This is a genomic window from Lentzea sp. NPDC054927, from assembly GCF_053610285.1.
Genome location: NZ_JBSGXZ010000041.1, coordinates 62,831 through 88,143 on the forward strand (window position 1 = coordinate 62,831; position 25,313 = coordinate 88,143).

The 25,313-nt window shown below is 68.0% G+C and carries 22 protein-coding genes and 1 riboswitch; of the genes, 13 read left to right on the forward strand and 9 right to left on the reverse strand.

Going from position 1 to position 25,313, the window contains the following annotated elements; genetic code table 11:
- Positions 1-45 precede the first annotated feature (45 nt).
- The gene (locus ACWGE0_RS36735; RefSeq protein ID WP_452265482.1) at positions 46-567 is read left to right on the forward strand and encodes an RNA polymerase sigma factor; all 522 of its coding nucleotides are present in this window, start codon (positions 46-48) and stop codon (positions 565-567) included.
- Positions 557-1,219 carry a hypothetical protein gene (locus ACWGE0_RS36740; protein ID WP_452265483.1) on the forward strand — a complete coding sequence of 221 codons (663 nt, stop codon included), beginning with the start codon at positions 557-559 and terminating at the stop codon, positions 1,217-1,219. The genes ACWGE0_RS36735 and ACWGE0_RS36740 overlap by 11 nt, the downstream gene beginning before the upstream one ends.
- Here ACWGE0_RS36740 and ACWGE0_RS36745 read toward each other — a convergent pair.
- Positions 1,206-3,332, reverse strand: a complete 2,127-nt coding sequence (locus ACWGE0_RS36745; protein WP_452265484.1) for an acyltransferase family protein — start codon at positions 3,330-3,332, stop codon at positions 1,206-1,208. The genes ACWGE0_RS36740 and ACWGE0_RS36745 overlap by 14 nt on opposite strands.
- Before the next feature lie 93 nt (positions 3,333-3,425).
- A complete protein-coding gene (locus ACWGE0_RS36750; protein WP_452265485.1) occupies positions 3,426-4,964 on the reverse strand; it encodes a dolichyl-phosphate-mannose--protein mannosyltransferase in 1,539 nt (512 codons plus the stop codon).
- Positions 4,965-4,988: 24 nt separating this feature from the next.
- Between ACWGE0_RS36750 and rsmI the strand changes: the two genes are divergently transcribed.
- The gene (gene rsmI, locus ACWGE0_RS36755) at positions 4,989-5,834 is read left to right on the forward strand and encodes a 16S rRNA (cytidine(1402)-2'-O)-methyltransferase (protein WP_452265486.1); all 846 of its coding nucleotides are present in this window, start codon (positions 4,989-4,991) and stop codon (positions 5,832-5,834) included.
- On the opposite strand, the gene ACWGE0_RS36760 is transcribed toward rsmI, so the two are convergent.
- Genes ACWGE0_RS36760 through ACWGE0_RS36770 form a run of 3 tightly spaced genes read right to left on the reverse strand, consistent with a single transcriptional unit; the run spans position 5,826 to position 8,073 of the window.
- Entirely contained in the window at positions 5,826-6,539 is a 714-nt protein-coding gene (locus tag ACWGE0_RS36760) for an ABC transporter permease (protein WP_452265487.1), read from the reverse strand. The genes rsmI and ACWGE0_RS36760 overlap by 9 nt on opposite strands.
- Positions 6,529-7,461 carry an ATP-binding cassette domain-containing protein gene (locus ACWGE0_RS36765; RefSeq protein ID WP_452265488.1) on the reverse strand — a complete coding sequence of 311 codons (933 nt, stop codon included), beginning with the start codon at positions 7,459-7,461 and terminating at the stop codon, positions 6,529-6,531. The genes ACWGE0_RS36760 and ACWGE0_RS36765 overlap by 11 nt, the downstream gene beginning before the upstream one ends.
- A gap of 57 nt (positions 7,462-7,518) precedes the next feature.
- Positions 7,519-8,073: a PadR family transcriptional regulator gene (locus ACWGE0_RS36770; RefSeq protein ID WP_452265489.1), complete on the reverse strand. Its 555-nt coding sequence runs from the start codon at positions 8,071-8,073 to the stop codon at positions 7,519-7,521.
- A gap of 54 nt (positions 8,074-8,127) precedes the next feature.
- Between ACWGE0_RS36770 and metG the strand changes: the two genes are divergently transcribed.
- The 9 genes from metG to ACWGE0_RS36815 all read left to right on the forward strand — a co-directional run bounded on the left by metG (position 8,128) and on the right by ACWGE0_RS36815 (position 19,789).
- Positions 8,128-9,918 (forward strand): methionine--tRNA ligase, encoded by a 1,791-nt coding sequence (gene metG / locus ACWGE0_RS36775; protein WP_452265490.1) that lies wholly within the window; start codon positions 8,128-8,130, stop codon positions 9,916-9,918.
- Positions 9,915-10,736: a TatD family hydrolase gene (locus ACWGE0_RS36780; protein ID WP_452265491.1), complete on the forward strand. Its 822-nt coding sequence runs from the start codon at positions 9,915-9,917 to the stop codon at positions 10,734-10,736. Before metG ends, ACWGE0_RS36780 begins: the two co-directional genes overlap by 4 nt.
- A gap of 305 nt (positions 10,737-11,041) precedes the next feature.
- On the forward strand, positions 11,042-12,451 hold the full coding sequence (locus ACWGE0_RS36785) for a transglycosylase family protein (RefSeq protein ID WP_452265492.1): 1,410 nt from the start codon (positions 11,042-11,044) through the stop codon (positions 12,449-12,451).
- Between the two features lie 744 nt (positions 12,452-13,195).
- Entirely contained in the window at positions 13,196-14,026 is an 831-nt protein-coding gene (gene rsmA / locus ACWGE0_RS36790; RefSeq protein WP_452265503.1) for a 16S rRNA (adenine(1518)-N(6)/adenine(1519)-N(6))-dimethyltransferase RsmA, read from the forward strand.
- A gap of 88 nt (positions 14,027-14,114) precedes the next feature.
- Positions 14,115-14,208: riboswitch (SAM riboswitch) on the forward strand.
- A 216-nt stretch (positions 14,209-14,424) separates the two neighbouring features.
- Positions 14,425-15,423 (forward strand): methionine ABC transporter ATP-binding protein, encoded by a 999-nt coding sequence (locus tag ACWGE0_RS36795; RefSeq protein ID WP_319969778.1) that lies wholly within the window; start codon positions 14,425-14,427, stop codon positions 15,421-15,423.
- The gene (locus ACWGE0_RS36800) at positions 15,420-16,103 is read left to right on the forward strand and encodes a methionine ABC transporter permease (protein WP_319969779.1); all 684 of its coding nucleotides are present in this window, start codon (positions 15,420-15,422) and stop codon (positions 16,101-16,103) included. The genes ACWGE0_RS36795 and ACWGE0_RS36800 overlap by 4 nt, the downstream gene beginning before the upstream one ends.
- A gap of 31 nt (positions 16,104-16,134) precedes the next feature.
- The gene (locus ACWGE0_RS36805; protein ID WP_452265493.1) at positions 16,135-16,935 is read left to right on the forward strand and encodes a MetQ/NlpA family ABC transporter substrate-binding protein; all 801 of its coding nucleotides are present in this window, start codon (positions 16,135-16,137) and stop codon (positions 16,933-16,935) included.
- Between the two features lie 54 nt (positions 16,936-16,989).
- Entirely contained in the window at positions 16,990-17,955 is a 966-nt protein-coding gene (locus ACWGE0_RS36810) for a 4-(cytidine 5'-diphospho)-2-C-methyl-D-erythritol kinase (RefSeq protein WP_452265494.1), read from the forward strand.
- A gap of 64 nt (positions 17,956-18,019) precedes the next feature.
- Entirely contained in the window at positions 18,020-19,789 is a 1,770-nt protein-coding gene (locus ACWGE0_RS36815; protein ID WP_452265495.1) for an ABC-F family ATP-binding cassette domain-containing protein, read from the forward strand.
- A 31-nt stretch (positions 19,790-19,820) separates the two neighbouring features.
- Here ACWGE0_RS36815 and ACWGE0_RS36820 read toward each other — a convergent pair whose 3' ends face one another.
- Positions 19,821-21,122 carry a DivIVA domain-containing protein gene (locus tag ACWGE0_RS36820; protein ID WP_452265496.1) on the reverse strand — a complete coding sequence of 434 codons (1,302 nt, stop codon included), beginning with the start codon at positions 21,120-21,122 and terminating at the stop codon, positions 19,821-19,823.
- A gap of 100 nt (positions 21,123-21,222) precedes the next feature.
- Between ACWGE0_RS36820 and ACWGE0_RS36825 the strand changes: the two genes are divergently transcribed.
- Positions 21,223-22,836, forward strand: coding sequence for a fatty acyl-AMP ligase (locus ACWGE0_RS36825; RefSeq protein ID WP_452265497.1), 1,614 nt, complete (start codon positions 21,223-21,225; stop codon positions 22,834-22,836).
- A gap of 370 nt (positions 22,837-23,206) precedes the next feature.
- Here ACWGE0_RS36825 and pth read toward each other — a convergent pair whose 3' ends face one another.
- The 3 genes from pth to ACWGE0_RS36840 all read right to left on the reverse strand — a co-directional run bounded on the left by pth (position 23,207) and on the right by ACWGE0_RS36840 (position 24,931).
- Positions 23,207-23,770 (reverse strand): aminoacyl-tRNA hydrolase, encoded by a 564-nt coding sequence (pth, locus tag ACWGE0_RS36830; protein ID WP_452265498.1) that lies wholly within the window; start codon positions 23,768-23,770, stop codon positions 23,207-23,209.
- Complete coding sequence (locus tag ACWGE0_RS36835; RefSeq protein ID WP_452265499.1) at positions 23,760-24,266, reverse strand: DivIVA domain-containing protein; 507 nt, start codon at positions 24,264-24,266, stop codon at positions 23,760-23,762. Before ACWGE0_RS36835 ends, pth begins: the two co-directional genes overlap by 11 nt.
- Before the next feature lie 62 nt (positions 24,267-24,328).
- Positions 24,329-24,931, reverse strand: coding sequence for a 50S ribosomal protein L25/general stress protein Ctc (locus ACWGE0_RS36840; RefSeq protein ID WP_452265500.1), 603 nt, complete (start codon positions 24,929-24,931; stop codon positions 24,329-24,331).
- Positions 24,932-25,313: the final 382 nt, after the last annotated feature.

A 25,313-nucleotide genomic window follows, 5' to 3' on the forward strand; every position in this document is an offset into this window, starting at 1 on the left:
CCGAATCGAGGTTCCCGGTGTAGGAAGGGCATCACGGACGAAGCGGTGGCACGGGCGATCGCAGGCGACCAGGCGGCCTATGGCGAGCTGGTCGCCCGGTACACCGCGCTCGCGCATCGGACTGCCTACCTGCTCGGGGCTGGTGCGGACGCCGGTGACGTGGTGCAGGAGGCGTTCGTGAAGGCGTATCGGAAGCTCGACACGTTCAGGACGGACGCCGACTTCAAGCCGTGGTTGCTCAAGATCGTGGCCAACGAGACCAAGAACCTGCACCGCAGCAGACGCCGCCGCAACCTGATGGAGCTCAAGCTCGCCACCATCACGGAGACGGTCGACCACGACGATCCCGGCACGCTCGTGGACGACTCCCGCGCCAAACTGCTGAAAGCCGTGCAAAGCCTGCCGGAGCACGACCGTCAGATCGTCACGTGCCGGTACCTGCTGGATCTGAGCGAGGCCGAGACCGCGCAGACCCTGAACCTGGCCAAGGGAACCGTGAAGTCGCGGCTGTCCCGCGCGCTGGCCAAACTGCGCCCGATGCTGGAGGAGGTGGCCCATGATCGATGACCAGACGGAGGCCGCCCTCCGCGACCTCGGCCGGCAGATCCACGTGCCGGAGCCGCCGGACCTCGCCGCGGCAGTCCTGACCCGGATCAACGCTCCGCGCCGCAAAAACCGTTGGCTCGCAGCAGTAGTAGCGGCCGTCACGGCGTTCGCGATCGCCTTCGCGGTGTCCCCCACGGTACGGGCAGGTGTGCAGAACCTGCTGGAGTTCGCCGGCGTCGAGTTCCGCACCGAAGCACCGCAGAGCGTCGCGCCTCCGTTGCCCAGCCAGGAGGTCTCGCTCGACGAAGCCAAGAAGCAGATGCTGTTCGAGATCCACCTGCCACAGGAACTCGGCGAACCGGACAAGATCACCGTCCACGAAGGACGGTTCGTCACGCTGCACTACGGAAACCTGCGGCTCGACCAGTTCGACGGCACGATCCAGTCGACGCTCGGCAAGCTCATCCACGGCGAGGGCGTCGAGCAGATCAACGACAAGATCTGGATCCCGTACCCGCACGTGTTCTTCTACATCGACCGCAACGGCCAGTGGCACACCGAGGAACCGCACGGCCAAGCCGGGCAAACCCTGCTCTGGCAACGAGATCAGGTCACCATGCGGCTCGAGGGCGAACTCACGAAAGACAGAGCGCTGAAGATCAGCGAGAGCTGAGCGCCTTCTCGACCATCGGCGTCAACGTGCGGCTGTAGTCGCTGTTGACGTGGTCACCGTCGTAGTACACCGCCACGTTCCCGATCACGCCGTAACAGAGCTTCTCGTCGCAGAAGTAGTCGGTGAGATCGATCAACGACACCTTGGAATTGCGCGTCGACTTCACCACCTCGCCCAACGGGTCCGGTGGCTGCGCGCGGCCACGGGGAATCGCGCACGTCTGCGGGTTCGACCGGTTCAGCAGCACGCAACTCGTCGACCGGACGTCCCGGTTGTACGGCGGGTCGGCGAACACGAACACCCGAGTGCCGGCGTCGGTCCACTGCTGCCACCACGGTTCGATGCCCTCGCGGTACTGCTCGGTCTGGGTGCGGCCGCTGCCGTCGTCCACGAACTCCTGGCGCGAGAAGAACGACATCAGCACCATCGACGGCTTGTCGTTGGTGATCGCGGGGAACATCTGCGTCGTCCAGTCCCGGCAGCGCAGGATGTCGCGGGGGCCGGCCGCGCTGCGGTAGCCGGTGAACTTGACGTCGGCGAACGGGCAGCCGCCCAGGATGCCGATCTTGAGCAGCCACTTCTCCTTGCGCGCGACCTCGAACACCGGTGTCTGCCACTGCTCGGCGTGCGAGTCACCCAGCAGCCACACGGTCTGGGTGGGCTCGGCGTCGCCGCTGAAGTCGCACACCTTCACCGTGGCCTTGTTGTCCACCTTGAAGTAGTCGGTCTCCTCGCACTCCCGCGCGAGCCGCCAGTACTCGTTCGCGGGGCCCATCTCGGGGACGCGGGCCGGGCCGAACGGGTCGGGGCAGCCGTTGGAGCCGACCATCGCGCCGGCACCGTGGCAGGCGTCGCCCTTGCCCTGCTGGACGTTCTGCTCGGCCAGCGCTACCTGCTTGTAGTAGTTCGCCTGCAGACCGCCCGCGAGCAGTTCGACGACCAGCAGGCCGGCGATCATGGCCCCGAACGTCAGCTTCGTGTTGCGGACCAGAGGTGCGAACGTGCGAGCGCGGTCCTCGACGAGCACCTTCGTCAACCAGGCCAACGCGAACGACAGCGCCAGTAGCCACAGCAACCAGGCCGTGGTGAGCTCGCCCTTGTCCAACGCTTCGCCCAACGCGAACGGCGCGAGGATCACGATCGGCCAGTGCCACAGATACAGCGAATAGCTGATGTTGCCCACGAACTGCACGGGCTCTGAGGCCGTCACGACGGTGTGCCACTGCGGACCGGGACGCAGGCCGGAGGTGATCACCAGGGCTGTGCCGACGGTCGGGGCCAGCGCGAGGGAACCGGGGAACGGAGTGGTGTGGTCGAAGACGAACGCCGGCACGAGGATCATCGCGAAGCCCAGTCCGGACGCCACCTCGGCGGCCACGCGCGGCAGCACCAGCTTCGACGCGGTCAGCGCCACGAACGCACCCAGGGCGAACTCCCACACCCTGACGAAGGTGTTGAAGTACGCCGCGCTGGGGGAGAGCGCCGTGAAGACGACGCTGAACACCAGCGACAGCAGGCCGACCCCCGCGACGCCCGGGACCAGCCAGCGCCGGTTGCCGCCCAGACCGACCAGACCGATCAACAGCAGCGGCCAGAACAGGTAGAACTGCTCCTCGACCGACAACGACCAGTAGTGCTGGACCACGCTCGCGGCCTCGTTCGCCGCGGAGTAGTTCACGGACTTGGCCGCGAGCAGCCAGTTCTCCCAGTAGAACGCGGAGGCGAACGTCTCCCACGCGGTGGCCGTCCAGCGCGGGTACGGCAGCAGCGCGCCCGCCATCAGGACCGTCACGGCGAGCACGAGGAACGCCGCGGGCAGCAGTCGCCGGATACGCCGCGCGTAGAACGTGCCGAGCCGGACCTTGCCGGTGCGGGCGATCTCGCGGCCCAGGTGCGAGGTGATCAGGTAGCCGGAGATGACGAAGAAGACGTCGACCCCGATGTAACCGCCGGTCATCGCGTTCGGCCAGAAGTGGTTCACCACGACGGCGAGCACGGCGATCGCCCGCAGGGCCTGGACGTCCGGGCGGAAACCAGGGGATCTGGGGGTCCGGTTCCTCGCCGCGAACAGTCGTTTGGCCTGCTCGACGCGTGACTGGACGGTAGTGCTCATGCTTCGGTCGATCCCCCCGTCAGGACACGGGAATCGTAACTCAGCGTCTGCGCCAAATGGCCTGATGTGGTGAAGGCTGCGTCACCACCCAGGTCAGCGCCAGCTGGGCAACCAGAGCTGCTGCTGCCACATCTCCGGCGTGATCGGGTTGCCGTTCAGGATCGGCCACAGCCACACGAAGTTCGCCACCACGATGCCGACGTACAGCGCCACGACCAGCAGTCCGGTGCCGCGGCGTTCGGAGCCCGCGGTCCGGCGGCCCAGGATCTCGCCGAGCGCCAGCACGATCATCAGCACCAGGAACGGCGCCATCGGCGTGACGTAGAAGAAGTACATCTGCCGGTCGAGGTTGAGGAACCACGGCAGCAGGCCCGCCAGGTACGCGACCAGCACGCCGGCGTAGCGCCAGTCCAGCCGGCCGACCGAACGCCAGACCGCCCAGCCGATCACCGGGAACGCGAGCCACCACAGCGCGGGCGTGCCGATCAGCATGATCGCGCCGAGACACGACGCGGCGCCGCAGCCCGTCACGCCGTTGTCGTAGTAGTAGAGCATCGGACGCAGGCCCATCGGCCACGTCCACGGCTTCGACTCCCACGGGTGCCGGTTGGTCTCCGAGGTGACCAGCTCGACGTGGAACTTGTAGACGTTCTTCGCGTTGTACCAAAGCGACTGCAGGACGTCCGGGATGTACGAGATGTCCTGGACCTTGCCGCCGACCACGTGCCGGTCGATGCCGGTCTCGCTGGCCATCCACGGGAACCAGGTTGTGATGTACACCAGCACGGGGATCGCGACCAGGCCGCCGAGCGACGGCAAGATGTCTTTCGCGATCGCGCCGAGCCACGGCTCCTCGACCCCGGCCGCCCGCCGGTCCAGCGCGGTCCAGATGACTGTTAGCAGGCCGAACGCGCCGATGTACCAGATGCCGGACCACTTGATGCCGCACGCCAGACCGAGCGACACGCCCGCACCGAAGCGCCACCAGCGGAAGCCCAGCCACGGCCCGAACGCCGAGTTGTTGATGAAGCCCTCGCGCACGGCAACGGCCAGTCGTGCGCGCACTTGTTCACGGTCGACGACCAGGCAACCGAACGCGGCGACGACGAAGAACGCCAGGAAGATGTCGAGCATGCCCATCCGCGACTGGACGTGCGAGACGCCGTCCGCGATGAGCAGCACACCGGCCAGCGCGCCCAGCAGGTCCGACCGGGTCAGGCGGCGCGCGATCCGGACGATCAGCAGGATCGTGATCGCGCCCGCGAGTGCGGAGGCGAACCGCCAGCCGATGCCGTCGTAGCCGAAGAGCTCCTGGCCGATCGCCATCAGCTGCTTGGCCAGCGGCGGGTGGACGATCAGTTCGTAGCCGGGGTTGTCCTCGTAGCCGCCGTTGCGCAGCACCTGTGCCGTCTGCGGCACGTAGTGCTTCTCGTCGAAGATCGGCGTGCCCTTGTCCGTCGGATACCCGAGGTTCCAGAACCGGACGAAGGCGCCGACGAGCGTCACGACGATCGTGACGAGCCACCCGCGCATGCGGTCTCCGGACGGCGGCGGGTCGAGTGCCGCGGCACGATCCGTGCGTGGCTCCTCGACGACGACGGGCGCCTCTCCTGGCTGCACGAGGACTGTCACGCCGCCGATCGTAGGGTGAAGCTTGTGAGTCCTGTATCCGGTTCAGGCCGTCTGGTCCTGGCAGCTACCCCACTTGGGGACATCCGCGACGCTTCCGCGCGCCTGATCGAGGCACTGGAGACCGCCGACGTGATCGCCGCCGAGGACACCCGGCGGCTGCACAGCCTCGCGAACGCGTTGCAGGTCAAACCGTCCGGGCGGGTGATCAGCTTCTACGACCAGAACGAGATCGGGCGCCTGCCGGGACTGCTCGAATCGATGCACAACGGCCAGACCGTGCTGCTCGTGACGGACGCCGGCATGCCCAGCGTGTCCGACCCCGGCTACCGGCTCGTCGCCGCGTGTGTCGAGCAGGACCTCAAGGTCACCTGCCTGCCCGGCCCGTCCGCCGTGACGACCGCACTCGCGCTGTCCGGGCTGCCGAGCGACAGGTTCGCGTTCGACGGCTTCCCGCCGCGCAAGTCCGGTGAGCGCAAGCGCTGGTTCGCACCTTTGGCCACAGAACAGCGCACGGTCGTGTTCTTCGAGGCACCCCACCGGCTCGCGGAGACGCTCGCGGACGCCGTCGAGGTGCTCGGGCCGGACCGCGGCGCCGCCGTGTGCCGTGAGCTGACCAAGAAGTACGAAGAGGTCGTGCGCGGGACGTTGGCGGAACTCGCCGAGTGGGCCGTGGAAGGCGCACGCGGCGAGATCACCGTCGTCCTCGGTCCCGCACCCGTTCCGGACACGCCGGACCTCGACACGCTGGTCGCCGAGGTGAAGCAGCGCGTCGCCGACGGGGAGCGGATGAAGTCGGCCGCCGCCGAGGTCGCGGAGGCGGCCGGCATCAGCAAGAAGACGCTCTACGACGCCGCGATCAAATCAAGCTGACTCGCGGTTGAAGGTGCGGACGCCGTAGAACACGCCGACCAGCACCAGGCCGGACACCGAGATCAGGCCGAGCACCAGCGAACCCGTGTTGAAGATCGACCGCTCGGCGTCGACGACGTGCGCCAGCGGGTTGATCCGCGACAGCCAGTAGAGCCACTGCGGGCCGTTCGACATCGGCAGCAGCACGCCGGAGAGCAGCATCACCGGCACGATCGTCGACGACAGCACGGACGCGAAGACGTACTCCAGCTTCACCTTCAACGCGATCGCGTACGACAGCGAGCCGATGGCGACCCCCAGCAACGCCACCAGCCCGAGCCCGAGCAGGATCTCGCCGGGGTTCGCCCGGAACCCGAACAGCATCGCGGCCAGCACGATCAGCAGGCTCTGCACGACGAGCAGCACCACGTCCTTGCCGACCCTGCCGACGAGCAGCGCGACCCGGCTGACCGGCGTGACCCGCAGCCGTTCCATCACGCCCGTCCGCACCTCGGGCAGCAGCGAGAAGCCCGCGTAGGCCGTGCCGAACAACGCCATCTGCACCAGCAGACCCGGCACGAACCACTGCCAGCCGGTGTCGCCCAGCAACGGGCCGAACAGGCCGAGGTAGAGCAACGGCTGGGCGAGCCCGAACACGATCGCGACCGGGTTGCGCAGCACCGGGAGCATTACCCGGACGAAGACGAGCCAGGTGTCACGCAGCATTGGACTCCTCCCGGAGTGAACGGCCGGTCATGGTCAGGAAGACGTCGTCCAGCGTCGGCCGGTGCACCTGCACGGAATGCAGCTCGACGCCGATGTTGTCGAGGTCGCGGAGCAGGCCCGGCAGCGCGCGGTCGCCGTTCGGGATCCGGAAGCTGACCTTCTCCCCGTCGACCACGGCGTTCTCGAACTTGCCCGCGACCAGCGAGGCCTGCGGCGTGCCGAGCACGACCAGGTCGCCGGAGACGCGGTGCTTCAGCTCGTCCGGTGAGCCCTCGCCCACGATCGAGCCGTGGTCGATCACCAGCAGCCGGTCGCTGAGGAAGTCGGCCTCGTCCAGGTAGTGCGTGGTCAGGAAGACCGTGACGCCGTCGGCCTTGAGCTGCTTGATGTGGTCCCACAGGTTGCGGCGGCTCTGCGGGTCGAGCGCGGTCGACGGTTCGTCCAGGAACAGCAGCCGCGGGTCGTGCAGCATGCCCATCGCGATGTCGAGCCGGCGCTGCTGGCCGCCCGACAGCGTGACGACCCCGCGCTTCTCGAGGCCCTGCAGATCGAACCGTGCGAGCAGGTCGCCGATCTTCTTGCGGGCGTCGTGTTTGGACAGGCCGTAGAAGCGGGCCTGGAACTCCAGCTCGTCGCCGACCCGCTGATCCAGGCCGGCGCCGTTCTTCTGCCCGACGTACCCGATGTTCCTGCGCACGCCGGCCGGGTCGGTGAGCAGGTCGTGCCCGGCGATGACCGCCTCGCCCGCCGTCGGCTGGAGCAGCGTCGTGAGCATGCGCAACGTCGTGGACTTGCCTGCGCCGTTCGGGCCGAGGAACCCGACCAGTTCCCCCTCGGCAACGTCGATGTCGACCCCGCGTACCGCTTCCACCGGGCCTGACTTCGTCGTGAACCGGCGCGCGAGGCCGCGTGCCTTGATCATGACTGAATCCCCTCTAGTCAAGTTTGACTTGAGGCTAGCGGGACTAATCAAATTTGACTAGTCGGTTAGCTCGTAGGCGCCGGCCTCCAGGCGTTCGATCAGCTCCCGAGTCCAGCGCACCTGGCCTTCGAGATGGACGAGCCACAGTCGAAACAGCTCGCTGACGTGCGCGGGCTTGCCCATCTCCGGCATCGACTCGATGCCGTGCCGCGTCGGCGTGAGCTGTCCTTCGAGACCGGCCAGCCGGTTCTTCAGCATCACGACCGCCTGCTTGCGGGGGACCAGGTTGAGCATCGCCACGCCCGCGGAGACCTCGTCGTTGCCGGCGGCCGGGTCGGCCAGCGCGTGCGCGAGCAGGTCCCGCAGCTCGTGCTCACCGGCCGCGGTGATCTTGTAGGTGGTCCTGGCGGGGCCTTCCTCGGACTCCACGGTGCCCACCGGCTCCAGCAGGCCGTCCTTGGCCAGCGACTTCAGCGCGTGGTAGATCGAGCCCGGCTGCACGTTCGCCCAGGAGTCCGCCGACCACGACTTGAGCTCCCGGCGCACCACGTAACCGTGCGCCTCGCCGACGAGCTTGACCACGCCGAGCACCAGCATCCTGGTCGCGGACAAACCGACCTCCCACTCGGTGAAAACACCCTGGCACCGCCTCCGTAGGCTATGTGCATGAGTGCCTCCGTACTGACCGCGGTGGCCTGGCCTTACGCCAATGGCCCCAGGCACATCGGTCACGTCTCCGGTTTCGGTGTCCCGTCCGACGTCTTCTCCCGCTACATGCGAATGTCCGGACACCGGGTGCTCATGGTCAGCGGCACGGACGAACACGGCACACCGATCCAGGTGCAGGCCGAGAAGGAAGGGCTCACGGCTCGTGAGCTCGCCGACAAGTACAACCGTGTGATCGCGTCTGACCTGCAGGGCCTCGGCCTCTCCTACGACCTCTTCACCCGCACGACGACCGGCAACCACTACCAGGTGGTGCAGGACCTGTTCCTCGCGTTGTGGAAGAACGGCTACGTCGTCCCCAAGACGGAGATGGGCGCGATCAGCCCGTCGACCGGCAGGACGCTGCCCGACCGGTTCATCGAGGGCACCTGCCCCATCTGCGGGTACGACGGCGCGCGCGGCGACCAGTGCGACAACTGCGGCAACCAGCTCGACCCGATCGACCTGAAGAACCCGCGTTCGCGGATCAACGGTGAGACGCCGAAGTTCGTCGAGACCGAGCACCTGTTCCTCGACCTGTCGGCGTTCATCAACTCGCTGAGCGGCTGGATGGGCACGCGGGCCGACTGGCGGCCGAACGTGCTCAAGTTCTCGCAGAACCTGATCAAGGACCTGCGGCCGCGCGCGATCACCCGTGACCTCGACTGGGGCATTCCCATCCCGCTCGACGGGTGGAGCGACCAGCCGATGAAGCGGTTCTACGTGTGGTTCGACGCGGTGATCGGCTACTTGAGCGCGTCCGTGGAGTGGGCCCGTCGTTCCGGCAACCCGGACGCCTGGCAGGAGTTCTGGACGGGTGACGCCCAGGGCTACTACTTCATGGGCAAGGACAACATCGTCTTCCACTCGCTCATCTGGCCGTCGCTGCTGCTCGGGCAGAACGGCGCGGGCGACAAGGGCGGCGAGCCCGGCCGGTTCGGCACGCTGAACCTGCCGACCGAGGTCGTGTCGTCGGAGTACCTGACGATGAGCGGTTCGAAGTTCTCGACGTCGCGCGGCACCGTGATCTACGTCGGCGACTTCCTCAAGGAGTTCGGGCCGGACGCGCTGCGGTACTTCATCTCCGTCGCGGGTCCCGAGAACCAGGACACCGACTTCACCTGGGAGGAGTTCGTCCGCCGGACGAACTTCGAGCTGGCGAACGAGTGGGGCAACCTGGTCAACCGCTCGATCTCGATGGCGCACAAGAACGTCGGCGCGATCCCGAAGGCCACCGCGCTGACGCCCGCCGACCACGAGCTGCTCGCGCAGTCCAAGGCGGCGTTCGACACGGTCGGTGCGCACCTGCGTCGCTCGCGGTTCAAGCAGGCCTCCAGCGAGGCCATGCGCGTGATCTCCGCGGCGAACAAGTACCTGTCCGACCAGGAGCCGTGGAAGCTCAAGGACGACCCGGACCGCCGTGACTCGGTGCTGCACACCGCGCTGCAGGTGGTTCAGGACGCGAACACGCTGATGACGCCGTTCCTGCCGCACTCGGCGCAGAAGGTGCACGAGGCGTTGGGTGGCACGGGCGTGTGGGCCGCACAGCCTCAGATGACCGAGGTTGACGACCTGGACGTGCCGGACCGCTCCTACCCGGTGCTGAGCGGTGACTACGCGGGTGAGCAGGCTCGCTGGGAGTCGACGCCGATCGAGGCCGGCCGGCCGCTGGGCAAGCCGTCGCCGTTGTTCGCGAAGCTCGACCCGGAGCTGGGCGAGACCGGGCCTGAGTGGGCTCCGATCGTCAAGTGACGGACAAGCGTGAACGACCGCCGGTGCCGGAAGCTCTTCCGGCACCGGTGATCGACGCTCACACGCATCTCGACGCGTGTGGCGCTGTCGACGCCGCTGACGTGGCGGTGCTGCTGGACCGCGCCGAGGCCGCCGGGGTCTCGCACGTGATCACCGTGGCGGATGATCTCGCCGCCGCCCAATGGGCCGCCGAAGCGTCCACTTGGGACCCGCGGGTCTACGCGGCGGTGGCCGTGCACCCGACGCGCACCTCTTCGTTCGGCGATGTCGAGAAGGCCGAACTGGAGCGGCTGGCCGTGCTGCCGCGCGTGGTCGCGATCGGCGAGACCGGTCTGGACTATTACTGGGACTACTCGCCGCCAGCCGCTCAGCACGAGGCTTTCCGTTGGCACATCGACCTTTCCAAGCGCGTCGGGAAGCCGTTGATGATCCACGACCGGGACGCGCACGAGGACATCCTCAAGGTGCTCGACGCCGAGGGTGCACCGTCCACTGTGGTGTTCCACTGCTTCTCCGGTGACGCGGACTTCGCCCGGCGGTGCGTCGACGCGGGGTACGTGCTGTCGTTCGCGGGGCCGGTGACGTTCAAGAACGCCCGCGCGCTGCGGGAAGCGGCCCAACTGGTGCCGCAAGAACAGCTTCTGGTCGAGACGGACGCGCCGTTCCTGACGCCCCATCCGTACCGGGGGCGACCGAATGAACCCTATTGTGTGAATTACACAGTTCGGGATTTGGCCACTCTCCGTGGCGAAGATCTTTCTGAACTCTGCTCCGCAGTCACCCGTACTGCTCAACGAGTGTTCGGGCTTGGCTACTGAAATGCGTTGTAAGACGAACGGAGCAAAGGGTTACTACCCCCATGGGGTGACTGAGGTCACAACATTGGCGGGGGTGTTTGCGCAACGTCCGCGACCCCGTTACTGTCCCGTGACCGTGCCACCTGGACCGACCCAGTCGGTTCGGAGCACGCCCGCAGTCGGGGCGGGACCCAAGCCAGAAGCGCGAAGAAGCGAGACCACGTAGGAGGAGTTGCCGGGAACCTTCGAGCTCCAAAACTCGAATGATCTTGTCAACGCCAACTGTGCGGTGGCCTCGGCGCTTCCGCAATGGAGGTATCGACCCTGTGTCTGGAAGCGACAGAAGTGCCGCTCCGTACGACTTCAACGACGACACCGACTGGTTCACGCCGGTCGGGACTACCGCGGTAGGCGTCGCCGATCCCCACCCGAGCTTCCCCGCCGGTGCGCTGACGATCTCGCCCGCGGACGTGCTCGAGGTGCTGGGCCCGGACGCCGACGAGCTGCTCGCCACCGCGAACGTCGACGTCGACGAGCTGATCCGGCTCATCAACGCCGAGACGACGATCATGCCGCCCCTCGTCCTCCCGTCGGAGGAAGAGGAGAAGAACGACCCTCAGCTGCTCGTCACGGCCGCCACGTCCTGGAAGCGCCGCTTCCTCAAGGGCGCGGTCGCCGCGGTGCTGGTGTCGATCTCCGGCGGCGGCGTGACCGCCATGGCGATGGACAAGTCGCTGACCGTCGAGGTCGACGGTGCACTGCAGACCGTCCACTCCTACGAGGGCACGGTCGGCGAGGTCCTGGCGGAGGAAGGCATCGTCGTCGGTGAGCACGACGCCCTGTCGCCCTCGCTGAACGCCCCGGTCTCCGACGGCGGCAAGATCAGCCTCGACCGCGGCCGCCTGCTGAAGATGAGCGTCGACGGCCAGGCCCGCGAGGACTGGGTCCGCTCGGTCACCGTCGAGGAAGCCGCCAAGCAGATGGGCGTGCCGCTCGAAGGCGCCTGGATGTCGGCCCCCGGCTCGCAGGACGTGCCTCTCGAAGGCATGAACGTCGAGGTCAAGACCCGCAAGAACATCAAGCTCTTCGACGGCGCGAACCCGGTCCGCGAGGTCCAGACGACCGCCCTCACCGTCGACGAACTGCTCAAGGGCGAGAACCTCACCCTCGGCCCCGAGGACGCCGTCGCGTCCGGCATGGACGTCAAGCTCGCCACCGGCGCCGAGGTCTACATCTCCCGCACCGGCGTCACGGTCATCAACGTGAACGAGCCGGTCGCCCCGCCCGTCGAGAAGACCAACGACCCCAACATGACCGCGGGTCAGCAGACCGTCACCGACCCCGGCGTGCCGGGCGAGCAGACCTCCACGTACCGCGTGACGGTGAAGAACGGCAAGGAGATCAGCCGCGAGAAGATCGGCGGCAAGGTCACCAAGGAGCCGAAGCCGAAGAAGGTCACGGTCGGCACGAAGCCGCTGCCTGATGGTGAGGTGTGGGACCGCCTGGCCAAGTGTGAGGCCGGTGGGAACTGGGCCATCAACACTGGTAACGGGTACTACGGTGGGTTGCAGTTCTCGGCCAGCACTTGGGCTTCTAACGGTGGCACTGCGTTTGCTCAGCTGCCGCATCAGGCCACGCGTGAGCAGCAGATCGCTATCGCGACGAAGCTGCGGGATCGGGCTGGTGGCACTTATGGGGCTTGGCCGGGGTGCCGGGCCAAGTTGGGTCTGCCGTAGACCTGCAACTCTTTGTTGGCATGCTTCGCTTAGGCCGCTCCTGGTTCGCTGGGGGCGGCCTTTGCCGTGTGCGGGACCTTGGGGGTGCGGTGGTCACCTTGCTCAGGGATGGTCCCGTTTAGGGATTTCGGGGCTCCGCCCCGGACCCCGCCAATCTGATCAAAGACCTGCCCACGCCGCACGCGGGTTGATGGCACGCCTGTTGCGTTGGGCGGAGGCGCGTTGCGTAGGTGGTGCGGTTCGGGTGGGTGGTCCCGTCACAAGTCGAGCCAGAGCGCGCAGCAAGAGCTGAGGCACGACTCGTGACGGGACCACCCACCGGAACCTCGCGTTTCAAGCGTAAGGACGCCTCGGCTTCGCCATCGGGTCGCCTCGCCTGCGGCATCGGGCCGGGAGGGCGGTGCCTGATACGCGCTGGGCACGCCCACGTGCGATTCGCGGACGGGTAGCGGTGCAGCCCCATGTTTTGCGATTGGGGCTTTACCTTGAGGGGGCGGGATGCTTCCCTGGTTGGGCTCGGCCGGGGCGCTTTTAATCCCCGGCTTTTGAGGCCGTCTCAGCATCCCGCTAGAGGCTCAAGGTCAAGCCCCAATCGCAATCGTCGCGCAGCGGCGATGGACTCCCACGCTTCGTCCATGCCTGCGCAACCACCCGCGCAAGGTGAGATGCGCACGCCAGGCGACCCCTCCGCTGGTACGCGACCATCCGCCCTTCGGGCCCACCTGCGAGAATGCTCCGGTGAGCCTGCTGGGACCTGTCGAAGTTCGCCGTCTAGCTGAAGAGCTGGGCATTCGCCCGACCAAGAAGCTCGGCCAGAACTTCGTGCACGACCCCAACACGGTCCGCAAGATCGTTGCCGCCGCCGACCTCACCGAGGACGACGTGGTGCTTGAGGTTGGGCCGGGGCTGGGCTCGCTGACGCTCGCGCTCCTTCCCGTGGCCAGGCAGGTCGTGGCTGTGGAGATCGACCCGCCGCTGGCTGAGCGGTTGCCGCAGACCGTTGGTGAGATGGACGCGGAGAACGCCGGGAAGCTTCATGTGGTCCTCATGGACGCGATGAAGGTGACTGCGGCGGACCTGCCTGTGCAGCCGACGGCGATCGTTGCCAACCTGCCGTACAACGTGGCGGTGCCGGTGGTGCTGCACCTGTTGAGTGAGCTGCCCTCCCTCGAGAAGGGGCTCGTGATGGTGCAGGCCGAGGTGGCGGACCGGATGGCGGCGAAGCCTGGCAACAAGATTTACGGCGTGCCCAGTGTGAAGCTTGCCTGGTACGCGGAGGCTCGGAAGGCCGGGGCGATCGGCAAGAACGTGTTCTGGCCGGCGCCCAATGTCGATTCTGGGCTGGTTTCCTTTCAGCGGCGGGAAAAGCCGTTGTCCACTGTGGATCGGAAGCGGCTGTTCGGGGTGGTTGACGCCGCGTTTGCGCAGCGGCGGAAGACGCTCAGGGCTGCGCTCAAGGGGTGGGCTGGCAACACGCAGAACATCGACGAGCTGCTACAGAAGGCCGGGGTGGATCCTCAGGCTCGGGGTGAGCAGTTGAGCGTGATCGACTTCATCCGGATTGCCGAGGCCTAGGCCGGGGATCCTTCGGCCATCAGTGTGATCTGTCGAACGAATCGGAATCTGGCTTGCGCAACCGGACGTCTGTCCGGTTGACTGCTAAGTGCCATCCGGAGCGACTGAGAGACCTGGCTCTACGACGTCGCAGCAACCACCCGCTGGATGCGGGCAGGTGCTAACGCCAGGACCGATGGAGGATCACATGGGTACCACGCGAATGCTGACGCGCCGTCGAGTTGTCGACCAGTGCCGTCGCACCGCATCTGCATGTCGTCGCCACCTCGTCTAAGGCGCCTTCTAAAAGTCCTTTGACGCGCACTCAGTCATCGAGTGGCGCACACCTGAGCAGACCCCGACAGCGCACGTCCGTCACAAACGGGCTGTGTGTCGTCGCGCGCAGCCGTGGAGCAGATGTGATCACTGTCGAAAACCTCACCAAGTCCTTCCAGGGTGTCAACGCCCTGAACGGCGTGACCCTCGATGTCGAAGCGGGCACCGTGCTCGGTGTCGTCGGCCCGAGCGGGGCCGGCAAGTCGACGCTCGCGCGCTGCGTTGCGTTGCTGGAGCGTCCCGACTCCGGGGCGATCCGCGTCGACGGCACGGACATCACCAGCCTGGACGGGTCCGCCCTGCGGGCTGCTCGTCGGCAGATCGGCGTTGTGCCGCAAGGGGATTCGCTCCTCAGGCAGCGCACGGCGGCGGGCAACATCGCGTTGCCGCTGGAGTCCGCGGGCGTGCCCGGACCGCAGCGCCGCACCCGTGTGGGCGAGCTGCTGGACCTCGTCGGGCTGACCGACAAGGCCGCCTCCTACCCCGACCAGCTGTCCGGTGGGCAGCGTCAGCGCATCGCTGTGGCGCGTGCGCTCGCCGCGAACCCGTCGGTGTTGCTCGCTGACGAGCCCACGTCCGCGCTGGACCCGGAGACCACCGGTTCCGTGTTGACGGTGCTCGACCGTGCGCGCGCTGAGCTGGGTGTGACCGTTCTCGTCGTCACGCACGACATGGGCGTGGTCCGCAAGATCTGCGATGACGTCGCTGTGCTGGAGCAGGGCCGCGTCGTCGAGCATGGCAAGGTGCTCGACCTGGTCAACGACGCCGCGAGCCGCACGAGCAGTGCGCTGCTGCCCGCCGTCGACCTGAACCCGATCAACGAGAGCAGCTACGACCGCGTCGCGGACGTCGTGCTCGTCGGGTTCGCCGCGGTCGGCGCGTTGCTGCCCGAGGCTGCGCACCGGTTCGGCGTCGAGCTGAACATCGTCGGCGGTGGCCTCACGCGGCTGGGCGAGACGCCGGTCGCGCGGTTCCGCCTCGGCCTGAACGGCGAGCGCTCGGACTCCGCTCTGGAGTGGATCGGCGAGGCCGGCGGCTCGGTGCAGAGGTCCCTGAAGGGCCCGCAGGGAGTAGCTGCGTGAGGTCTGCAACACCCTGGTCCGACGTCGTCAGCTTCCTCGTCGAGGCCACCGGCGAAACGCTGTACATGGTCGGCGTTTCCACCGTCATCGCCACTGTTTTCGGAGTTCCCGTAGGTGTTTGGCTGCAGCTCACCGCCAAGGGTGGGTTGCGGCCGAACGTCGCGGTGCACCGCGTTCTGAGCTTCGTCACGGACCTGGGTCGCTCGATGCCGTTCATCGTGCTGCTCGTCGCGCTCACGTCCGTCACCCGCCTGCTCGTCGGCGGCTCCATCGGCAGCACGGCGGTGATCGTGCCGCTGGCCGTGGGCGCTATCCCGTTCGTGGGGCGGCTCGTGCAGAACATCCTGTCCGAGGTGCACGTGACCGTGGTCGAGGCCGCGATCACCACCGGCGCCTCGACGCTGAGGATCGTGCGCAGCGTGCTCATCCGCGAGTCGTTGCCCGCGCTGATCAACGCCATCGGCGTCACCGTGATCGCCCTGATCGGGTACTCGGCGATGGCGGGCGTGATCGGTGGTGGCGGCCTCGGTGACCTCGCGATCCGCGAGGGCTACCAGCGCTTCAACGACCGGATCCTGTGGAGCACCGTCGCCTGGCTGGCCGTGCTCACCACGGTGATCCAACTCGGTTTCACCCGTGCCGCCCGTGCGTCCGACCGGCGCCGGCACGCGTCTGTCTAGTTTCCGCCGCAAAATTCTCAAAAGGAACGCAATGCGTATTCGTGCTGCCCTGATCGCAGTCGCTTTGTCCGCTGTGACCGCTTTGTCCGCCTGCTCGTCCGGCGGCGCGTCCGCTTCGGACACGCTCAAGGTCGGCGTCTCGCCGGTCCCGCACGCCCAGATCCTCAAGTACGTGGCCGACAACCTCGCCGCGTCGAAGGGCCTGAAGATCGAGGTCGTCGAGTTCACCGACTACGTCCAGCCGAACACCGCGCTGGTCGACGGTTCGCTCGACGCCAACTACTTCCAGACCGTCCCGTACCTGGAGACGTTCACCAAGGAGAGCGGCGCCAAGGTCGAGTGGGTCCAGCCCGTCCACGTCGAGCCGCTGGGCCTGTACTCGAAGAAGGCCAAGAAGCTCGACGAGCTCGCGAACGGCGCCAAGATCGCGGTGGCCAACGACGCCACGAACGAGGCGCGCGGCCTGAAGCTGCTGGAGGCGAACGGCCTGATCAAGCTCAAGGCCGTGGACCAGCCGACCGTCCGCGACATCGCGGAGAACCCCAAGAACCTGCAGTTCGTGCCGCTGGAGGCCGCTCAGCTGCCGCGGTCGCTGGAGGACACCGACGCGTCCGTGATCAACGGCAACTACGCGATCGACGCGGGCCTCAAGCCCGCCACCGACTCGCTCGCGCTGGAGAAGGCCGAGGGCAATCCGAACGCGAACGGCCTGGTCACCCGCACGGAGCTCAAGGACGACAAGCGCGTCCGCGAGCTGGCGGAGCTGCTCGGATCGCAGCAGGTCAAGGACTACATCAAGCAGACCTTCAACGGTTCCGTCATCCCGGTGTGACGTCCGCAGTGACCGGGGGAGGAGTCCGGGACTCCAGAACGCCCGTAGGCTGACATGGTGCTCGCAGTCGTTCCACCCCCGGTCACAGTTCGCGTCCCGGCCAAGGTCAACCTGCACCTGGCCGTCGGTGACGTGCGCCCGGACGGCTACCACGACCTGGTGACCATCTTCCAGGCGCTTTCGCTGGTCGACGAGGTCACCGTCGCGGTGGCCGACGAACCCGGCGTCGAAGTCCACGGCGAGGGTGCCGACCAGGTGCCCACCGGAGCCTCGAACCTGGCCTGGCGCGCCGTCCGGCTGCTGGCCACGCACGTCGGCAAGGACCCGGACGACCCGAAGGTCCGCGTCGTCATCCGCAAGGCCATCCCCGTCGCGGGCGGCATGGCGGGCGGCAGCGCGGACGCGGCGGCGGCGCTCGTGGGCCTGTCGTCGTTGTGGCGGCTGGAGATCAGCCGCGACGAGCTGGCAGAACTGGCGGGGAAGCTCGGCGCCGACGTCCCCTTCGCCCTGTACGGCGCGACCGCCCTGGGCACCGGCCGCGGCGAGCGGATCGTGCCGGTGCTGGGCCGCCACCAGTTCCACTGGGTGCTGGCGTTCGACCGGCGTGGACTGTCCACTCCGGACGTGTTCGACGAGCTGGACCGCCTGCGCGGCGAGGGTGATCCGCCGCGCGTGGGTGCGGTCGAGGCGGTGCTGGAAGGTCTGTCCTCCGGTGACCCCCGGCAGCTCGCTCTGCTGCTGGGCAACGACCTCCAGGCCGCGGCGGTTTCATTGCGCCCGAACCTGCGGCGCACTTTGCGCGCGGGTGTCGACGCGGGCGCGCTGGCCGGCATCGTGTCCGGTTCCGGCCCCACGACGGCGTTCCTGTGCGAGGACGCGGACACGGCGGTGCGCGTGGCCGCCGAGCTGGCCGGCGCGGGGGTGTGCCGGACGGTGCGGGTGGCGCACGGCCCGGTGCCCGGAGCTCGTGTGATCGCGACTGAAGAGCCCAAACCGACGCCCCCCGAGGTGCACGCGTAGCCGAGGGCTTCGGTCCTGCTGGGTAGCCTGCATCGGGCAGTTTCTTACTAGTCGTGAGGTTTTGATGGCCAACCTGGTCAACCTGGAGTCCGTGCAGAAGTCGTTCGGCGTCCGGCCGCTGCTCGACGGCGTGTCGCTCGGCGTCAACGAGGGCGACCGGATCGGTGTCGTCGGCCTGAACGGTGGCGGCAAGACGACGCTGCTCGAGGTGCTGGCCGGGGTGGAGCCCGCCGACGACGGCCGCGTGTCGCGGTCGCGCGATCTGCGGATGGCGGTCGTGACGCAGCGGACCGAACTGCCCCACGGTTCGACCGTGCGCAACGCGGTGATCGACCCGCTCGGGTTCGACGCCGAGCACGAGTGGGCCGCCGACGCCCGCGTCCGGTCCATTTTGGACGGACTCGGGATCACCGCGCTGGGGCTGGACTCCGTGGTCTCCACGATGTCCGGTGGTGAGCGGCGCCGCGTCGTGCTGGCGGCCGCGCTGATCCAGGACCTCGAGCTGATCGTGCTGGACGAGCCGACGAACCACCTGGACGTCGAGGGTGTGCGGTGGCTCGCGGAGCACCTGCTGGCCCGCAAGTGCGCGCTCGTGGTCGTGACACACGACCGGTGGTTCCTCGACACGGTCTGCAACCGCACGTGGGAAGTGGTGAACGGCAAGGTCGAGCAGTACGAGGGCGGCTACGCCGACTGGATCTACGCCCGCGCCGAGCGGACCCGGCTGGCGGACGTGCTGGAGGAGAAGCGGCAGAACCTGGCGCGCAAGGAACTCGCGTGGCTGCGCCGTGGCGCGCCCGCGCGGACCTCGAAGCCGCGCTACCGGATCGAGGCCGCCGAGGCGTTGATCGCGGACGTGCCGCCGTTGCGGGACAACGTCGAGCTGCTCGCGTTCGCCAAGAAGCGCCTGGGCCGCACGGTGATCGAGATCGAGGACGCCACACTGTCCATTCCGGACCGGGTGCTGGTCCGCGACCTGACGTGGCGCATCGGACCCGGCGAGCGGATCGGTCTGGTCGGCGTCAACGGGTCCGGCAAGACGACGTTGCTCAAGCTGCTGGCAGGGGAACGCGAACCCGAGACGGGCAAGCGGATCCAGGGCCAGACGGTGAAGATCGCGCACCTCTCGCAGGAGCTGCTCGACCTCGACGGGTCGATGCGCGTGCTGGAGGCGATCGAGGAGATCGCGCGGCGCGTCGTGCTCGGGAAGTACGAGATGTCGGCCTCGCAGCTGGGCGAGCGGTTCGGGTTCTCGTCGCAGAAGCAGTGGACGCCGGTCTCGGACCTGTCCGGTGGCGAACGGCGGCGGCTGCAGCTGTGCCGGTTGCTGATGGCAGAGCCGAACGTGCTGCTGCTCGACGAGCCCACGAACGACCTGGACATCGACACGTTGCAGCAGCTGGAAGACCTGCTCGACTCGTGGGCGGGCACGCTCGTCGTGATCTCGCACGACCGGTACCTCGTCGAGCGCGTGTGCGACAAGGTCGTGGCGTTGTTCGGCGATGGCGGGCTGACCGAGCTGCCCGGCGGCATCGAGGAGTACCTCAAGCGCCGGGACTCGTTGCGCGACAGGGAGAACGCCGCCGCGCCCGCCGCCGGCAAGGCACCGTCGAACGCCGCCGACCAGCGCGCCGCCCGCAAGGAGCTGGCGCGGCTGGAGCGACGCCTCGAGGTGCTGCACAAGAAGGAAGCCGAGCTGCACGCCGCGCTGGCGGAGGCCTCGACCGATCCCGACCGGTTGCTGAAGCTCGACGCCGAGCTCCGTGCCGTCCTGGCGGAGGAGACCGACGTCGAGGCAGCCTGGATGGTCGCGGCGGAGGTCGTGGAGGGCTGAGAGGGCTCTGAGGGGCCTTTGACGGGCCCCTCTAGCGGCCCCGGCGGCGCAGTTCGGCGGCGAGCTGGGGCAGCAGCTCGTCGATGAACGACGTGTCGTAGCCCTGGCCGGAGAGCAGTGCGTAGCTGAAGCGTGCCTTCAGGACCTCTTCGGAGTTCGCGCCGAGCATGCCGTCGAGCGCGACGCCGATCTCCTCCAGCATCCGGTCGACCTGCGCGGTGCGGTAGCCGCGCTGGCCGGCCGCTGCCTGCGGGATCCGCAGCTGCCGGAGGTCCTTCCACGACCTGACCTGCGGCATGCTGCGCATCGGTCCGGCGAGCTGCTGTTCGATCTGGCCGAGGAACGCGTCCACCTCGGTCTCGTCGTAGCCGCGCCGGCCGATCAGCGGGCGCGAGAACCGAACGTCCCGGATGTCCTTGCCGGTCAGGTTGTCCTGGCCGAGCAGGGTCGCCTCGATCCGGTCGAGGAACGCGTCCACCTGGGACTCCTGGTAGCCGCGGCGGCCGCGGGGAGGGCGGTGGAACGCGATCTTGCGGATGTCCGCTGCGGTGATCTTCGGCTCGTCGACGGACTTGGGCGTCGCGGGCTGCTGCACCGGTTGCTGCGGCTGCGGCCGCTGAGGGCGCTGCGGCGGTTGCGGACTGCGCTGCTGGGGCCGTTGCTGCTGCTGCGGCAGCTGCGTCGTCGGCGGCAGGGGCCTGACCGGCGGTGGCGCGGTTTCGAACATCAGCACGACGAGGTCGAGGAACGTGTCGACGTCCTCTTCGTCGTACCCGAACGTGCCAGGGGCGGTCTCGCCGAACACCGCGTCCTGGACCTGTTGCGCGGTCAGGTTGTCCCTGCCGCGCAGGGTGTTCTCGATGCGGTCGAGGAAAGCGTCGATCTGGCCTTCGTGGTACCCGCGGGTCCCCGGTCTTGGCTTGTGGAAGCGCACGGCGGCAACGTCGTCAGGAGACAGCCGTACGGCCGGTCTGAGTGCCTGCGACGTGGCGTGCGCGCCCTGCGCGGGTGCGGCGGCCTGTTGCCGTTGCGGAGTGGACCGCAACGTGTCGGCGACGAGCTCCATGAAAACGTTGACCTCGTTCACGTCATAGCCCGGATCCCGGGTCGCATTGCTGAACTTGATGCCCAGCACGTCCTCACGCGTGAGGATGTCCCTGCTGCGCATGGTGTCCTCGACGCGGTCGAGAAATGCGTCCACCTCAGCCGCGTCGTACCCCCGGTGTCCTTTCGGGGGACGGTGGAACGCGACCAGAGCCACGTCCTGTGCGGAGAGCAGAGGTGCCGGATGCGCGGGCAGACGATGCTGCGCTCCGGGGCCGCCCCGATCCACCAATGACCTCCTCCTGTGTACCTGTACTGGGGAGTATCGCGTTTCGCGTGGCATAACGTTTCGTCCTGATGGACCAAACGGCGCCACTACGATCGCGAACATGAGTCAGTTCGTGGATGTGATGCTGGCGACGGCGGCAAACGGCGGGGACAGGGGCATGACGACGGGTGAACCCGCCGAGCCCGTCCGCCGGACGTGGGCCGAGGTGCACGAACGCGCCCGGCGGATGGCCGGTGCGCTCGATCTGGCGCCGGGCACCGCGGTAGCCGTGCTCGCCGCCGAACCTGCCGTGATCGCTCCAGCCGTGCAGGCAGCCTGGCTGTGTGGCGGGAGCGTCACGATGTTGCATCAACCCACACCTCGCACCGACCTGGCCGAATGGGCCGAGGACACGTTGCGGGTGCTCGCCATGATCGACTCTCGTCTGGTCCTGCTAGGCAGCCCATTCGACGCCCTGGCTCCCGTGCTGGACCAACACGGAGTTCCGTACCGGAAGCTCTCCGAACTCGACGCTGAGCCGATCGCTGCTCCTGTTCCCACCCCCGAGGATGCCACGGCACTGCTGCAGTTGACGAGTGGATCGACCGCCGATCCGAAAGCGGTGCGAATCACGCACCGCAATCTGATGGCCAACGCCGAGGGCATGCGCATCGCCGCGGCCCTGGATCCGTCGTCCGACGTCATGGTTTCGTGGCTGCCGCTGTTCCACGACATGGGGATGGTCGGGTTCCTGACCGTGCCGATGCTGTTCGGCCTGGAATTGGTGAAGGTCACCCCCGTCGACTTCCTGTCGCGCCCGACCCTGTGGGCAGACCTGATCACCCGTTACCGCGGCACGATCACCGCCGCGCCGAACTTCGCCTACGCGATCGTGGCGCGCCGCCTGGCTTCGTCCTCCGATTCGTTCGACCTGTCTTCTCTGCGGCTCGCTCTGAACGGCGCCGAGCCGATCGACCCGGCGGCTGTTCAGGCCTTTGTCGACGCTGGTGCCCGGTTCGGGCTGCGGCCGGAGTCGATCCTGGCCGCCTACGGCATGGCGGAGACCACGCTGGGCGTCGCCTTCGCGCCGCTGTTCACCGGGCTGTCGGTGGACGTGGTGGACGCGGACGCCGTCGAGGCGGACAAGAAGGCGATGCCGGCCGCGGGCGGGCGCGCGTTCCCATTGCTGGGGCCGCCGCTGCCGGGGCTGGAGCTCCGGGTCGTCGATGACGAGGGCAAGGTGCTCGGCGTTCGGGACGTTGGTGAGCTGCAGATCCGGGGCGAGGCCGTGACGCCCGGCTACCTGACGGTGAACGGGCCTCTGGCCACTCAGGACGATGAGGGATGGCTGTCCACTGGGGACCTCGGGTACGTCGTCGAGGACGGTCAGGTGGTCGTCTGCGGGCGGCGCAAGGACGTCATCATCATGGGCGGGCGGAACATCTATCCGACCGATGTGGAGCGTGCCGCCTGCTCGGTGGACGGCGTGCGGGCCGGCAACGCGGTGGCGGTGCGGTTGGACGCCGGGACGCAGCGGGAGCGGTTCGCCGTCGTGGTCGAGTCGAAGCTGGCCGGGGATGCCGAGGCGGAGAAGTCCCTGGTCAAGGAAGTGACAGCGCGGGTGGTGGACGCCGTTGGGTTGCGGCCGTTCGCCGTGGTGGTGCAGCCGCCGGGGACTTTGCCGAAGACGCCGTCTGGGAAGCTTCGCCGGTCGGCGGCGGCTGCGTTGGTTTAGCGGCGGCTGCGTTGGTTTAGTGGAGCGCGTCTAGTTCGTCGAGTCGTTTGCGCAGCTCCCTCGCGCTCCTGCGGGGGAGTGCGCAGGCGACGGCGGCGAGGAGTTCGCGGGCTCTGAACGGATCCTCCTCGGGGTAGTACTCCCACTCCCACGGCGTCTGGTCCATCCACCATTTCCGTGACGGAGAGCGTGCCCACGCGGCCCATACGTCGAGTGCAAGCTTGACGGCGCCTGGCCAGAGGTAGTTGCGGCTTCGTTCAAGCCGATCCACACCTGCTTGTAGATGTGGAGATGCCCCGGAGATCTGCGGGGGCTTCGGGCGTTTAGGCGGCATGGCCCTTTCGGTTGGTCATGCCGTCCATTGTGCCCGCTAGTGGAAGGCGTTTTGGGCGGCTTCGAGGCCCTTGGTGACGAGGGCCTCGGCCGCGTCCGCCGCCCGGTCGATCTCCAGGGCGAGTTGCTTGCGTTCGACGGTGGAGAAGTCCTTCAGGACGTAGTCGGCGGGGTCCTGGCGGCCCGACGGGCGGTCGACGCCGAAGCGGACGCGGTGGTAGTCCTTGGTGCCCAGGGACTTCGTGATGGAGCGGAGTCCGTTGTGGCCGTTGTCGCCGCCGCCCAGCTTCATGCGGATTGAGGAGAAGGGCAGGTCCAGCTCGTCGTGGATCACGACGATGGTGGTGGGCTTGAAGAACTTCACGGCGCTGGCCACTGGGCCGCCGGAGAGGTTCATGAAGCTGCGTGGCTTGGCGAGCACCACGCGGTGGCCGGAGAGGCGGCCTTCGACGATCTCGGCGCCGGACTTGTGGGCCTTGAACTTGCCGCCGGTGCGGGCTGCCAGTTCGTCGAGGATCAGGAAGCCGATGTTGTGGCGGTTGCCCTCGTACTTCGGGCCCGGGTTGCCCAGGCCGACAATGAGGGCGAGGTCATCGTCCACGGAAGCGCAACTCCTGCTCGAGGTCGTCCAGCAACGCGTCCACGGCCTGCACCTGGTACCCCTTGCCCAGCAGGCCGGACGTGGTGCTGAACCGGGTGTTGCGGACCTCGGTGGAGGTCATGCCACCCCGGCCGTCCAGGTTGGCCGCGGCGCGGGCGATGAAGGCGTCGACTTCGGTGCGATCGTATCCGGTGCTGGACTTCGGCAGCTTGCGCGCGTTCAGGTCCTCACCGGTGGCCAGGCCCGTGGGCGGCACGATGCCGTTGCGGACCTGGAACTCCAGCAGGTGCAGGACGCCGTCGACGCTGAGCGGGTCGTAGCCGTTGGGGACCGTGGCGAACCTGACGGTGCGCACGTGGTCCGGGTCCAGGCGGAGACGGCCTGCCAGGGCGTCGGCGATGATCAGCAGGAACTCGTTGACCTGCTCCGGGTTGTAACCCTGCCGCTTGCGGCGGAAGGTCTTGGCCCGGATCTCGGCCGGTCCCAGGTACTGCAACGGCGCGCCTCCCCCCTCGTGAGGGGGTGGCGCGCCGTCTGTCCTGCCCGACGTGATGGGGCTCAGCTTTCCTCGGTGGTCTCGGCCGGAGCTGCGGCCTCTTCACCCTCGAGCTGCGCGGCGGACGGTGCCTCGTTGACGGCGACGACGAGCGCGTCGGCGTCACCGGCGAGCGTGGCGCCCTCGGGGAGGGTCAGGTCGCTGGCGTGGATCTGGGTGCCGGCGGCAACGCCCGCGATCGACAGCTCGATCTGGTCCGGGATGTTCAGCGCGTCGGCCTCGATGGTGATGGTGCTGAGGTCCTGCGTGACCAGCGTGCCGGAGGCGGGCTCGCCCGAGATGACCAGCGGCACCTCGACCGTGACCTTCTCGCCCCGCTGGACGAGCAGCAGGTCGACGTGCTCGATGTAGTTCTTGATCGGGTGGGTGGTGACGGTCTTGGTCAGAGCCAGCTCACTCGCGCCGTCGAGGGCGAGGGTGAGGACTGCGTTCTGACCGTGCTCACGGACGACACGGGCGAACTCGAGCGCCGGCAGGGCCAGGTGCTTCGGGTCGGAACCGTGGCCGTAGAGCACCGCGGGGATCTTGCCGGCGCGACGGGTACGGCGGGCGGCGCCCTTGCCGAATTCAGTGCGCTGCTCAGCGGCGAGACGGACCTCGGACACGGTGGGGTACTCCTTACAAGTCTGGCCTTGTACGTCGGGGCGGTGCACAAGTTTCAGGCGTTGGATCGAGCTCTGGGGTGGTGGCCTGCGGCGGCGAGCAACACGCGGATAACGTCAACACGCGCGGCATCAAGCCACCGCGTCGATCACGCCGGACCGTGGAAGGCCCGCCCTCGCCGAGGCAACCCGACCAGTGTAGGTGAGGGGGTGGTGGGGGTGCTAATCGGGGGGTGGGTCGCGACTTTTGGTGGTGGTCACCTTGGCGGGCGCGAGCTTTGAGGGTGGTCACCTTGCGGGCGGCGAGTCCTGTTGCGTGCGTTTCCTGGGGGCTCCGCCCCCAGACCCCCGCCAATCTGATCAGGGGGTCCGCGCCACTCGCGGG